12 protein-coding genes are annotated in these 12,986 nt (G+C 61.9%); 4 read left to right on the top strand and 8 right to left on the bottom strand.

The window, feature by feature from the left end; all coding sequences use genetic code 11:
• The first annotated feature begins 2 nt into the window (after positions 1–2).
• A complete protein-coding gene (locus KD146_RS13565) occupies positions 3–971 on the top strand; it encodes a PDR/VanB family oxidoreductase (protein WP_212659367.1) in 969 nt (322 codons plus the stop codon).
• Between the two features lie 61 nt (positions 972–1,032).
• On the opposite strand, the gene KD146_RS13560 is transcribed toward KD146_RS13565, so the two are convergent.
• The 4 genes from KD146_RS13560 to KD146_RS13545 form a co-directional block, all read right to left on the bottom strand.
• Positions 1,033–2,061 (bottom strand): TRAP transporter substrate-binding protein, encoded by a 1,029-nt coding sequence (locus KD146_RS13560; protein WP_212659366.1) that lies wholly within the window; start codon positions 2,059–2,061, stop codon positions 1,033–1,035.
• 94 nt (positions 2,062–2,155) lie between these two features.
• Positions 2,156–3,478 (bottom strand): TRAP transporter large permease, encoded by a 1,323-nt coding sequence (locus KD146_RS13555; RefSeq protein ID WP_212659365.1) that lies wholly within the window; start codon positions 3,476–3,478, stop codon positions 2,156–2,158.
• Positions 3,475–4,011 (bottom strand): TRAP transporter small permease, encoded by a 537-nt coding sequence (locus KD146_RS13550; RefSeq protein WP_212659364.1) that lies wholly within the window; start codon positions 4,009–4,011, stop codon positions 3,475–3,477. Before KD146_RS13550 ends, KD146_RS13555 begins: the two co-directional genes overlap by 4 nt.
• A 108-nt stretch (positions 4,012–4,119) precedes the next feature.
• Positions 4,120–4,893 (bottom strand): crotonase/enoyl-CoA hydratase family protein, encoded by a 774-nt coding sequence (locus tag KD146_RS13545; RefSeq protein ID WP_212659363.1) that lies wholly within the window; start codon positions 4,891–4,893, stop codon positions 4,120–4,122.
• Positions 4,894–4,990: 97 nt separating this feature from the next.
• On the opposite strand from KD146_RS13545, the gene KD146_RS13540 reads away from it, so the two are divergent.
• Both KD146_RS13540 and KD146_RS13535 read left to right on the top strand, forming a co-directional pair.
• On the top strand, positions 4,991–6,589 hold the full coding sequence (locus KD146_RS13540) for an acyl-CoA dehydrogenase family protein (RefSeq protein ID WP_212659362.1): 1,599 nt from the start codon (positions 4,991–4,993) through the stop codon (positions 6,587–6,589).
• The gene (locus tag KD146_RS13535) at positions 6,589–7,065 is read left to right on the top strand and encodes a MarR family winged helix-turn-helix transcriptional regulator (RefSeq protein WP_212659361.1); all 477 of its coding nucleotides are present in this window, start codon (positions 6,589–6,591) and stop codon (positions 7,063–7,065) included. The genes KD146_RS13540 and KD146_RS13535 overlap by 1 nt, the downstream gene beginning before the upstream one ends.
• A 10-nt stretch (positions 7,066–7,075) precedes the next feature.
• Here the strand turns inward: KD146_RS13535 and KD146_RS13530 are convergent, their stop codons facing one another.
• The 4 genes from KD146_RS13530 to KD146_RS13515 are packed head-to-tail and all read right to left on the bottom strand — an operon-like array spanning position 7,076 to position 11,376.
• Positions 7,076–7,495: an acyl-CoA thioesterase gene (locus tag KD146_RS13530; protein ID WP_212659360.1), complete on the bottom strand. Its 420-nt coding sequence runs from the start codon at positions 7,493–7,495 to the stop codon at positions 7,076–7,078.
• A 10-nt stretch (positions 7,496–7,505) separates the two neighbouring features.
• The gene (locus KD146_RS13525) at positions 7,506–8,267 is read right to left on the bottom strand and encodes an SDR family NAD(P)-dependent oxidoreductase (RefSeq protein ID WP_212659359.1); all 762 of its coding nucleotides are present in this window, start codon (positions 8,265–8,267) and stop codon (positions 7,506–7,508) included.
• The gene (locus KD146_RS13520; RefSeq protein ID WP_212659358.1) at positions 8,264–9,517 is read right to left on the bottom strand and encodes a thiolase family protein; all 1,254 of its coding nucleotides are present in this window, start codon (positions 9,515–9,517) and stop codon (positions 8,264–8,266) included. The genes KD146_RS13525 and KD146_RS13520 overlap by 4 nt, the downstream gene beginning before the upstream one ends.
• The gene (locus tag KD146_RS13515) at positions 9,517–11,376 is read right to left on the bottom strand and encodes a feruloyl-CoA synthase (RefSeq protein WP_212659357.1); all 1,860 of its coding nucleotides are present in this window, start codon (positions 11,374–11,376) and stop codon (positions 9,517–9,519) included. The genes KD146_RS13520 and KD146_RS13515 overlap by 1 nt, the downstream gene beginning before the upstream one ends.
• A gap of 298 nt (positions 11,377–11,674) precedes the next feature.
• Here KD146_RS13515 and KD146_RS13510 point away from each other — a divergent pair, with 298 nt between their 5' ends.
• A complete protein-coding gene (locus KD146_RS13510) occupies positions 11,675–12,847 on the top strand; it encodes an O-antigen ligase family protein (RefSeq protein WP_212659356.1) in 1,173 nt (390 codons plus the stop codon).
• The last annotated feature ends 139 nt before the right edge of the window (positions 12,848–12,986 follow it).

Genomic DNA, 12,986 nt, shown 5'->3' with positions numbered 1-12,986 from the left:
CTATGCGCAACAAACTTGACTGGCGGCAAGCAGTGGTCAGCCATGCCGAGGAGATCGCCGATGAAGTTAAGCTGCTTGAGTTTGCTGTCGAGGGAAACGTGCCGCGCTTTGATCCCGGCTCGCACAGCAATTTCAGGGTTAGCCTCGGGAGCGGAGAAGCGATCCGCACCTATAGCTGCCTGCCAGCGGCGCCTGGTCACATCCGGATCGCAGTCAAGCGCCACGACAATAGCCGGGGCGGCTCGCGTTTCATGTGGACGCTCGAACCAGGCAAGACAATTGCATTGACCATTCCCGAGAACCGGTTCGAGTTGGCGTGGCGAGCACCCTACTATCTGCTGATGGCGGGTGGTATTGGCATTACCCCAATTTATGGCATGGCGCTGGCGCTGCAGCAGCGGGGGATTCCGTTCCGGCTGGTGTATGGCGGCCGGACACGTGGCGTCATGGCCTTCGCTGACGGGTTGGAAAGCCAGCTGCCTGATCAGGTTGTGGTTCACGCTGGCGATGCGGGGCAAAGGATCGATGTGGCCGCCGAGATCGCTAACCTGCCCGCCGACGGGGAGCTTTATGTTTGCGGCCCCATTGCCATGCTCAATTCGGTCAAGGCAGCTTGGCAGGCGGCTGGACGACCGATGGGCCGGTTGCGCTATGAAGTTTTCGGTGACAGCGGTCTCTATGCCGAAGCGCCATTTCAGGTCGCGGTCCAGGGACTGGACCGTACCGTCGACGTTCGAGCGGATCAGACGCTGCTGGAGGCCTTGCTGGGTGCCGGGGTCGAAATGATCTATGATTGCCAGCGCGGCGAATGCGGTCTTTGTGCCGTCGAGGTCATCTCACATGATGCGCCCATTGATCACCGCGATGTATTTTTCAGCGAGGCCGAAAAGGCAGACGGCAAACGGATGTGCGCCTGCGTCTCGCGCCTGGCAGACGGCCAGGCCGTCATCGACGTCGGCTACCGGGCCTAAGCTGGAGATAAAATAAAGGGCGCCATGTGGCGCCCTTCGTATTTGGTGATGACGCGCCGGATTACAGGCTGGATTCGGCCGCAACCAGTGACTGGGCTTCTTCATAGAGCGCCCGGCCATCAATGCCCTGGCCATCCATATCAGCAAACCACTGATCGATAGTGGGCTGGGCCGCAGCCTTCCAGCGGGCAGTTTCGACAGCGTCGAGGGTGATGATGTTGTTGCCCAGGCCTTCAGCGATAGCCAGACCACCAGCATCGCCAGCATCCATGACCTTGCCGAACATGCGGGCTGTCTCAACGCCGGAATTGGCGTCGATGATTGCCTTGAGGTCATCAGGCAGGTTGTTGTAGCTGTCCTGGTTCATCACGAAACCAAAGGTCTGGGTGTACAGGCCATATTCGCCGGTGAAGCCGGTGTGGTTCTTGACCAGTTCAGCAACCTTGAGCGATGGCGTGACCTCCCATGGAATGGTGGTGCCATCGATAACGCCCTTGGAAAGCGCTTCGGTCACGGCCGGCACTGGCATGCCGATCGGCTCGGCACCTAGACGAGACAACATGTCGGAGATGACGCGCGAGCCACCGCGGATCTTCATGCCGGCGAGGTCTTCCAGCTTATTCACCGGGTCCTTGGTGTGGAACAGACCAGGGCCGTGAGTGTGGACGGCAATGACGTGCACGCCGGCAAATTCATCCATGGCGTTGGCTTCCACATATTTCTGGAATGCCACCGACGTCGCCTCACCTGTAGTCACCAGGAAGGGCATTTCGAAGACTTCGGACTTGGGGAAACGACCCGGGGTATAGCCGAGCACAGTCCAGATAATGTCGACCACGCCATCCTTGGCCTGATCGAACAGCGATGGCGGCGCACCGCCCAGCTGCATGGCGGGGTACAGTTCAAACTTGATCCGGCCACCGGACTGCTCTTCGACCGCTGCGGCCCATGGCGTAATGGCGTCGGCCGGAATAGTAGCCTGGGCTGGCAACATCTGGTGGATGCGCAGCGTGACTTCCCGCGCCAGGGCGCTGCCACACAGCAGGGTCGCTGCCAGGGCACCTGCCAGAATTGTGTTGAGCTTTCTCATTCGTCTCACTCCCTATTTTGCGCATATGTGTGCGCGTTGCAGTCGTTGTTGTTGGACCGCCCATCGCCCCCTCCTCAGGACGCGGCGCGCGGTCTTAATAGAGCAATCTGACCAGATACAGCGTCAGGGCCGGGAATGCGGCCAGGATAGCGGTTCGGATAAGATCGCTGGCGACAAAGGGCAGAACGCCCTTGTAGGTCTGGCCAAGCGAGGTGGTCTTGGCCATGGAATTGATCACGAACAGGTTCATACCCACAGGCGGGGTTATCAAACCCACCTCCACCACGATGAGCACCAGAATGCCGAACCAGATGGCGAACTCATCAGGTGGCAGACCGAAATCGAGCGCAGTGACCATGGGAAAGATGATCGGCACGGTGAGCAGGATCATTGACAGCGAGTCCATGACACAGCCCAGCAGCAGGTAGAGAAAGAGGATCGCTATCAGCACGACCCAGGGATTGAAGCCCTGTGCCACAACCCACTCGGCAGAGACCTGCGGCAGCTGCGACATCGCCAGGAAGCCGTTGAGTGCCCCCGCACCCAGCACGATCAGGAAGATCATGGCGGTTGACGACGCGGTCGACAGGATAGCCTCGATGAAGTTCTTGCCCGTCAGGCTGCGGTTGAACAGCGAGATGATGGCCGTGCCCGCGGCGCCAATGGCGGCTGCTTCGGTGGGGGTGAACACACCACCATAGATGCCGCCGATGACTACGATGAAGACGACCAGAACGGGCCAGACGCCAGCCAGCGCCTTCCAGCGTTCGCTATAGGGCGCGCGCTCGACCTGCCCGGCAGATTCGGGATTGATGCGCACATAGATGGCGATGGTGATCATGTAGCCGATGGCGGCCAGAAGGCCAGGAATGAGCGCGGCCATGAACAGCTTGGAAATGTTCTGCTCGGTCAGGATGGCGTAGATCACCAGAATGATCGAGGGCGGAATGAGAATGCCCAGCGTGCCGCCGGCGGCCAGCGTGCCGGTGGCCAGACCACCCGCATAGCCGTATTTGCGCAGCTCGGGCAGCGCCACCTGCCCCATGGTGGCAGCGGTGGCCAGCGACGAGCCACAGATGGCGCCAAAGCCGGCACAGGCGCCGATGGCTGCCATTGCCAGCCCGCCCTTGCGGTGCCCCATCCAGGTAGCAGCAGCCTTGAACAGCGCCGCCGACATGCCGCCCAGCGTGGCGAACTGGCCCATCAGCAGGAACAGCGGCACCACCGACAGGGAATAGCTGGCAAATGTACCCTGGGTCAGGTGCTTGAACTGGGCCATGACCGGGTTGAAGGACCCGGTGATCAGGTAGGAGCCCCCAATGCCCACCGCCAGCATGGCCAGTCCGATGGGGATACGCAAAAAGATAAGAATGAGGATGACCGGGAAGGAAAGCAGCCCGAGTTCGATATTGCTCAATGCACCGCTCCTTGACCGGCCTGTGGCTGACGCCCGGTGGCCGCATCGGAAAGGCTGACCGCCAGCAGATAGGCGGCGACAAGGACGAAGGTGACAGCGCCGATCAGACCGGCGGTATAGGACCACCATAGCGGCATGCGCAGCAGCAGTGTGGTTTCGCCATAGGCGAACTTGTCCATCGCCCCCAATGCCTGACGCCAGGTGATAAAGACCGCCACTGCCAGCATCAGCGCGTCACACACCACCATCAGCCAGGCATTAAAGCGCGGCCCGGCCATGTCGGTGAAGATGGAAACGACGGCGTGGCCACGGGTCAGATGAGCCCAGGGCAGGAATGCAAAGACAGCGAATCCGACGCCGGCTTCGACCAGTTCATAGTCACCCGTAATAGCGCCCAGCCCGAGCGGAATCAGCGCGCGGCCGATAACACTGAGCACAATCAATATGACGGTGGCGACAAGCGCCAGGCCACCGGCGATCGCTACATAGCGCGCCAGACCGGAGACAAACCGCTCCACTGGATTCAAACTCATTTCCAAAGGCTCCTCCCTTCGTCGATGATCGCTGTCCGCCCCTTAAAACAAAAGGGAATTTCTGACCTGAATTAATAACCTCCCGATTATGTTCGAGTCTTGGACGTTTCAGATAAAGTTCGGTTTGCGCTTCTCGAGAAAGGCCTGCAGTCCTTCTTCGGCATCCGCCCCGGTCTGGCTGAGCGCTGCCGCCAGACTTTCGGCATACAGCCCGTCTTCCGCGGACATATTGGCGATGCGCGAAATGGTCTGGACGATCAGATAATTGACAGTCGCCGAATTGGTGGCGATCTGGCGCGCCAGTTCGTCGGCCTTGGTCAGCGCCCCGTTGGCGGGCGCCAGGTAGTGCGCCAGACCAATCCGTTCGCCCTCTTCGGCAGAATAGGTACGGCCAGTCAGCATCATTTCGGTCAGCCGGTCGGCGCCGATGATAGCGGCCAGCCTTACAGTGGCGCCGCCGCCCACGAAAATGCCACGCTGGCCTTCTGGCATGCGAAACATGGCGCCCGGCTCAGCGACGCGAACATGGCAGGCAGATGCGATTTCAAGTCCGCCCCCCATCACCGCGCCACTCATGGCGGCGACGACCGGCACGCCGCTGAACTGGATCAACCCCATCACGGCGTGCCAATTGCGCGAATGACGCATGACTTCCTGGGGTTCGCGCCGGACCTGCTCGCTCAGATCGAGCCCGGCGGAAAAGTGCCCGCCTTCGCCTGAGAGCACCACCGCGCGCACGCCCTTGGGGACCGCCCCAAAGAATGCGCGCAGCGCCTCGATCGTTGCGTCATTGATGGCATTGCGCTTGGCAGGGCGGTTGAATGTCAGGTGGGCAACCGCCCCCTCGACCCGCAGTTGCAAAACCGAACCATCCTGACCCATGCCAATCCCCGCTGCTTTCGACCATTCGACAGACTTTGACGCTGCCAGCTATCTATGAAATGTTCTACTATATAACAATCTGGGATGCCAGCGCGCGATGGACCGAATTTCTGATATTGTTCTGACGCTGGCCGCCACGGGTGGGCTGAGTGCCGCCGCGCACTGGGATGCCGCAGCCACCGAAAGCGTGCTGCTGGCGTATAAGGAATTCATCGATACCGAGGTCGCGCCGGGCAATGGACCAGCAGATCGCGCCGGTTGCCGCATTGTTGATGGGCGCGTGCGCGTACCCTCCCCCCTGCCCCAGACTTATAAAAGCTATGTCGATCTGGGCTGGCATCTGCTGCCGCTTCCGGTCTCGATCGGCGGCATTGGCGCGCCATCCCCGATATGCTGTGCGGGAGCCGAATTGCTGGCCGGGGCCAATCACGCCTTTCAGATGCTGGTGGGCCTGGTGCCCGGTGCCATCGGGGTCATCGAACGCTTTGGCACCCAGGCCCAACAGGACGCTCTTATCCCCGAACTCACCGCGGGCACGACGCTGGCAACGATGTGCCTGACCGAAGCCGATGCCGGCTCCGATCTGGGGGCGATCCGCACCAGCGGCACCCGGAATGAGGCTGGAGAGTGGACGCTGAGCGGCGAAAAAATCTTCATTTCCGGCGGCGATCAGGACCTCAGCGACGCCATTGTGCATCTGGTGCTGGCGCGTACCGGCGCGCCAGCCGAAGGCGTGAAGGGGCTGTCGCTGTTTGCCTGCCATGCGCAGCGCAGCGATGGGTCCCGCAACAGTATCGAAGTGGTGCGGATTGAAGAAAAGCTCGGGCTGCACGCCTCCCCGACCTGCCAGTTGCGCTTTGCGGGTGCCGATGCCCAATTGCTCGGTCAGCCGGGAGACGGGCTCAAGGCGATGTTCGTGATGATGAACCATGCCCGGCTTGATGTGGCCATGCAGGGGGTGGCCCATGCTGCGCAGGCGCATGCTCTGGCAAGCGCCTATGCGGACCAGCGTCGACAGGGCGGCCGGGTGATTGCCCGACATGGTGATGTGGCGCGCATGCTCGCTGAAATGGACGCCCTGACCCTGGGCGCCCGCGCCATGGGCTATCGCGCCGCCGCGCTGCTCGAGGACGCCGATCTGGCGGCCTTTCTGACCCCGGTGTGCAAGGCCTTTTGTACCGATACGGCTTCGCGGGTTGCTGATCTGGGTATTCAGGTTCTGGGTGGCTATGGCTATCTGCCCGAATACGGGATGGAGCAAATCTGGCGTGATGCGCGGGTGACCCGGCTCTATGAGGGCACCAATGGTGTTCTGGCGATGACACTGGTGCGACGTCTGCTGGGGGGCGCCAGCGAAACTGCGTTTCTGGAGGAGATCGATCAGGCGCTGTCGCTGTCCTCATCCACGCAGGCACATACCGGCTTGGCCCAACTGCGCGCGGACTGGATGGCAGCCGCCGCTGCCGTGCGCGCCATTCCCGAGCCCGGCATGGTCGCCGCACCGCTGATGGCGCTTACCGGCCTACTCTATTTTGGCGCGTGCTGGGTGCGGCTGGAGGCAGCGCAGATTTCCGGTGAACAGGCGGAACGAATGGCCCGATTGGGGCAGTTTGTCCGTGACGCCCTCTTGCCGGACGCGGCCGCACTGCGAATAAGGTGTCAGGCGCCCCGACGCACCGAAAACGAGGATGGATGATGGAACAGGCCAGTCCCGCGCTGCGGACCAAGCCGACACGGCAACGCTTTGACGATCGCGCGGTGTCCGAGATTATCGGCTATCAGCTGCGGCGGGCGCAGATCCAGATCTTTCAGGAATTCATGGCGCGCTTTGCCAGCTTTGACATGCGCCCGTCCGAATATTCGGTGATGGCACTGATCGCCAGCAATCCGGGCAGCAAGCAGATCGCCATTGCCGAAGCGCTGGGCATCAAGCGGGCCAATTTTGTGGCCCTGATCAATACGCTGGAGGCACGCGGACTGGTGGAGCGGCGCCAGCCTGCCAATGACCGGCGTTCGCACGCCCTGTTCCTGACCAGCATTGGTATATCGCTGATGGAAAAGCTGGACGCGGCTCAGGCCGAGTTTGAGGCCGACTGCATCGCGCGCCTGGGCGGCACTGCCGAGCGCGACCAACTAATGGAATTGCTGTCCCGGTTGACCGATCAGCGCTGATCCGGTCGCTTTAGCGCGACAGCGCGTCGACGACGTCCTGGGGAATGGGCAGCGATTTGATGCGCCCGGCATTGTCGGGGTCATGGCCGGTCCAGACCCGGACCTCATGGGCTTCGATCGCCAGTTCACCCCCATTGAACAGCTTGTGGCCCACGACAAAGCTGGAGCGCCGCAATTCGGTTATGCTGGTTTCAATTGTCACCACATCGCCAAAGCGCGACGGCTTGGAGAACTTGGCGCCGGTATCGACCATCGCAATACCGACAATGCCGTACTTCTTGACCCAGGCGATTTTCTTGATTCCCAGTGCTGCCTCAAAAAGATAGGCGGTGGAAGCATCGAACATGCGGAAATAGTTGGGATAAAAGACGATGCCGGCGGGATCGCAATCGCCAAATTCGATCTCAACCTGACGGGTATTTATCAGCATGGTGGGCTTCCTATTTGGGCTGCATGCGGAGCGCGCCATCGAGCCGCACGATCTCGCCATTGAGATAGTCGTTTTCGATCATGGCCAGCACCATCTGGGCAAACTCTTCGGGCGCGCCCAGTCGAGCCGGATAGGGGATGGCTGCCCCCAGGGCGTCCTGTGCATCTTGCGGGAGCTCGGACAGAAGCGGCGTCTTGAACAGACCCGGGGCGATGGTGAGCACACGCACCCCGAAGCGCGCCAGTTCGCGCGCCACCGGCAGGGTCAGCGCCGCGATGCCGCCCTTGGACGCGGCATAGGCAGCCTGCCCAATCTGGCCTTCAAAAGCGGCCACCGAAGCGGTCGAGACAATAACGCCCCGCCCACCATTGGCCATTGGTTCGGCCAGCGACATTTCGGCAGCTGCCAGCCGCACCATGTTGAAGGTGCCGATCAGATTGACGCGGATGATCTTTTCGAAGGCGGCCAGCGGCAACGGGCCGTCGCGGCCCACCACCCGGCCAGCGCCCCCAATGCCGGCGCAATTGACCAGAATTTGCGGGCAGCCAAAGGCGAGACGACTGGCAGCGAGCGCCGCTGTGGCGCTGCCTTCATCTGCCACATCGCAGGCAGCGAAAAGACCATCGATTTCCTTGGCGACAGCGGCGCCGGCATCCGCGTTCAGATCAAGAATTGTTACCCGGGCCCCACGGGCGGCCAGCGCGCGCGCCGTCGCGGCCCCCAGGCCCGAGCCGCCGCCTGTCACCAGTGCCGTCGTGCCAGCGATGATCATGGGATTGCCTCGGGGTTCTCGAGCAGCAGGGCAATGCCCTGACCACCGCCGATACAGGCCGAGGCAATGCCATAGCGCAAGCCGGAACGCTGCAGTTCGCGGGCCAGTGTCAGGGTGATACGTACCCCAGTAGCGCCGAGAGGGTGGCCGATGGCGATGGCTCCGCCATTGACGTTGAGCTTGGCTTGATCAAGGCCAAGTTCGGCGACGCATGCCAGGATCTGCGCGCCAAAGGCTTCGTTGATCTCGACGCGATCAATCTGGTCCAGGCTCAGCCCCGCAGCATCGAGCACCGCGCGAATGGCGGGTGCGGGACCGATGCCCATGATATGGGGCGGCACCCCCACCGCAGCGCCAGCGATAATCCGTGCCAGCGGCTTGAGCCCCCTGGCAGCAATATACTGGGCCGAGCCAACCAGCGCCGCGGCCGCGCCGTCAACGATGGCCGAGGAATTGCCACCGGTCTGCACGCCGCCAAAGGCGGGGCGAAGCTTGGCAAGCACCTCATAGGGCGAGGGCCGGATGTGGCTGTCCTGGGTGACGCTGTCGACGCCCCGAGCCAGTTTGATGCCCCGGTTCTCAAAGCCTTCCATGGCAAACTGTTCGGTGCTGACCGGGGTGATTTCGCCAGCGAGGAAGCCCGATTGCTGAGCGGCGATGGCACGCTCAAAGCTCTGGCTGGCAAATCGATCCACGGCTTCGCGGGAGATGTCATACTGCCTGGCGAGATTCTCGGCCGTGTCGCCCATATTGCACAGCACGGCGGGGTCCATCAGGGCCTCCCAAAGAAAGTCGTTGAACTCGACCTGCCCCATTCCAAAGCCATTGCGATGGGTATAGGCAGCGATGGGATTGCGGCTCATCGATTCAGCGCCGACGCCCAGCGCCAGTTCGGTCCGCCCCAGGGAGACCACATCCGACGCCTGCATCAGCACCTCAATGCCGGTGCCACAAATGCGCTGCACCAGATGGGCGGGACGATCCACCGGCACCCCGGCATAGATACCGATATGGCGCGGCGTCATGAAGGCATCAAAGGATGCCTGTGCCATGGAACCGGCAATGGTGGTGCCAATATCGGCGGGATCAATGCCGGCCTTGTCGATGACGGCTCGAGCGGCCTTGATGCCCAGATCGATGGGCGAAATCGCCGATAGCGCACCACGGTAATCGACAAACGGCGTGCGCATGCCATCGATCAGCCAGGCGTCAGCATAGTGGGCCTGCAGGCCATGTGAAGCTGTGCTCATTAATTGGCCTTTCGCGCGAATGTCAGGACATGGTGGGGTGCCGGATCGCGGTAGAGATCGGCAAATAATTGCGGCCGCGCCGCCAGCACGGCACGCTGGTTGATCGAGCCCTTGTCAGTGACCTCGCCCGCATCAAGTGCTGGGGGATCCGCCAGAATGATAGCGCGGGCAATATGGCTGGCACTGCCGGTCGCCTTGGCTGCCAGGGCGTCAAAGCGCTCCTGAAACGCGGCACGGACGGTGGGGTGTGCTACGATATCGGCGCCGCTTGCTGCAGCGTCCAGACCCGCCAAGCGTCGACAGGCCTGGAGATCAGGAAACACCAGTGCGGCGATGTAATTGCGATCCAGCCCGGTCAGCACCAGATCGCGCAGCAGCGGCGCTCCGATGGCGATGGCACCGCCACGCACGCCGCCCATGTTGACCCAGGTGCCGGTGGCGAGCTTGAAGTCCTCGGTCACCCGACCGTCAAAGACAAACCCGGCCGACAGATTGTCGGGGTCGGCAAACTTCATGGCGTCGCCGATCTTGTAATAGCCCTCTTCATCGAAGGCCTCGGCAGTCTTGTCGGCCTGCTTCCAATAGCCCGGTGTCACATTGGGGCCGCGCAGGCGCAGTTCGAGCTTTTCGGCTGATGGCACCAGCTTGACCTCCAGACCCGCAGCGGGCAACCCGACCAGCCCGGCGCGATCAACCGTCCAAGTGGTGGTGAAGGCAAAGGGGGCGGTTTCGGTCGAGCCATAGCCGGAAATGATGCGGATACGTTCGCCGGTGGCGGCCAGCGCCGCAGCATCGAGCCCGTCCCAGACATGCTGGGCCAGGCTAGCGCCGGCATATTGCATGACCTGCATCCGGCTGAAGAAGGTTTCGCGCAGCCGCGCATTGTCGGCCAGATGCTCGACCAGCAGCTCATAGCCCTTGGGCACATTGAAATAGAGCGTGGGCGCGATCTCTTCGAGGTTGCGGACGGTGCGCTTGATGCCCTCGGGTGTGGCCACACCATCATCGATATAAAGGCTGCCGCCATTGTAGAGCGCAATGCCCAGATTATGGCTGCCGCCGGCGACATGGTTCCAGGGCATCCAGTCCACCATGACGGGCGGCGCATCGCCCAGAAACGCCAGGGCGGTGCGGATCATTTCCTGATTGCAGGTCAGCATGCGCTGGGTGGTGATCACCGCCTTGGGCATGCCAGTCGAGCCCGAGGTGAACAGCAGCTTGGCCACCGTATCGGGTGTCACGGCGTCATGCGCCTGGGCGACCGCGGGGGTGATCGCTGTTTCAGCCAGTTCGCTCCAGAGGTGCGATGGGCGACCAGCGATGGGGGTGGTGCGCACTACAACGGGCACGTCAGGACCGATCGCTGCTGCGATCGCCGGCGCAAATCGCGCGCCGTCGCTGGCATAGACCATGCCGGGATTGAGAAGGCCAACAATGTGCTTGAGCTTGGCGTGATCCCTGGACACCAGCGAATAGGCGGGCGAGACCGGCGCATGGGGTACGCCCACCAGCATGGCCGCGTAGCCCAGCAAGGCATGTTCGATCTCATTGCCCGACAGAATCAGCAAGGGGCGCTCAGCGCTCAGTTCGGCATCAAGCAGCGCGGCCGCCAGCGCCTGCACCTTTGCCCAGGCCTGACCATAGCTGAGCCGGCGCCATTCACCGTCCGCGCCCCGATCTGCCAGAAACAGCGCCTCGGGCGCCTGCCCCGCCCATTGAGCGAGCACGTCAGTCATGGCGCGCGGATAAGCGCCCAGCGTCTCGCTGGAGCGCACATAGATCACGCCATCGGCGCCCCGGGTCATCCCCGCTCGCATCTGCCCCATGCGCACCGGCCGATACACCACCCCATCCCGCATCACCGCTCCTCCATATTGTTATGATACATAACAATATAGTCGCAGGGAGTTCAAGGGGGTGTGACTGAGGTCAAGACTGGCGCAGGCGCAGCATAGACCTTGGCACACGATTTATCGGCCATCTTGCCCCCCCTGCGGAGCGCCAGCTTCAACTGTGCACGGGCTGACATGGAATTTCCCACCAACACAGTCGCTTGTCGGTTCAACGCCCCCATGGCATGACACTGGCCAATCCCGAACATTTGGCCGGCCCATGCGACACTTTCTTCTCCTCTTGGCAATCATTGCGGCGCTGGTGATGGCCCCCGTTTCCCCCGAAGCCGGCAATATCCTGTTCCTGATTGCCGGCGGCCTGGCCCTTTTCTCATTGCGCGTGGCAGACCTGACGACAATTGGACGTCCCCTTGTCTGGATGCCGCTGCTTGGGCTGGCACTTCTGGGTGTTGCATTTATAGCTGGCGCAGGAACCATCCGGGGGCTTGAGGGGCTATTGCCGTTCGCGCCGGTTCTGGCGATCTGGCCGCTGATCATGCTGACCCGCGATAGCCAGCCGGTTGATCCTGAGCTTATTGCGATATTCAGTCTTATCGGAACCGCGGGGGCGCTAGCGATTGCTTTGAACGACTATCTGATGATGGGTGCAATCCGTGCCGGCGCCTCGGTGGCCAACCCGATCCACTTCGCCGACGTTGCCTTGCTCGCGGGCTATTTGAGTCTGATCGGCCTGATCTATGTGCAGTCTGTTTGGCGCTTTACGTTCCTGAGTGGACCCGTACTGGCCGCCCTGGCGGCAACTCTTTCAGGTACACGTGGCGCCGTTGTCGCTCTTGTCCTGATGGCCATTACCGCCGTGGTGATTGCAGGCGCACTGCGGCTGATCAAGATGCGCGTCTTGATTGCAGCCGGCGTGGTTGCCGCCATTGGACTACTGGCAGGCTTTGCCGCCGGCCTTGGGCAGACTACCGGTGTTCAACGGGTCATGCTCGACATTGCCGATGTGATGCAGACAGGCCTGCCTACCGATGGGTCCACCGCCATCCGTCTGAGCATGTATCAAGGCGGCCTGAATGCCTTTGTGGCTTCGCCAATCTTTGGGCATGGACCTTTCAGCTTTGTTGAGGCAGCTGCCGCCAGCGTGGAGGCGCCGCTATTTGTCGGGGCGCCCCATCTGCACAATGACCTGGTCGATTTCGCGGCCAGCGCGGGCATTCTGGGTCTGATTGCCTATGGCCTTCTAATGCTCGCGCCGCTTGTCGAAGTCCTGCGCGCACCACCTTCTGCGAAGCGCAACGGCATACTTGTGGTAGTCAGCACGCTGGTTGCCGGCCACTTCTCGATGGGCCTGACCAATGCCATGTTTGGCATACTGACGGTCACGGTCTACTTCGCCGCCATCTGCGTGATCGTCGGCGTGCTCGTTGAGCCGTCCTCCAGCAACGCTAAAACATTGCCTGAAGGCGTTCAGGCATAGGCGGCCGATGACATCGCCGGCAGGCAAACATCCCAGCATGTTTCGGATTTTGGCTGGCGCTGGCCACATGGATCATGGCTGCTGGTACTTACAACGGCAATGTTACAGATAATTGGCGCACCCGACACGATTCGAACGT

This window comes from Devosia litorisediminis (assembly GCF_018334155.1).
GTDB classification, from domain to species: domain Bacteria; phylum Pseudomonadota; class Alphaproteobacteria; order Rhizobiales; family Devosiaceae; genus Devosia; species Devosia litorisediminis.
This window is presented reverse-complemented; position numbering and strand designations above follow the sequence as displayed.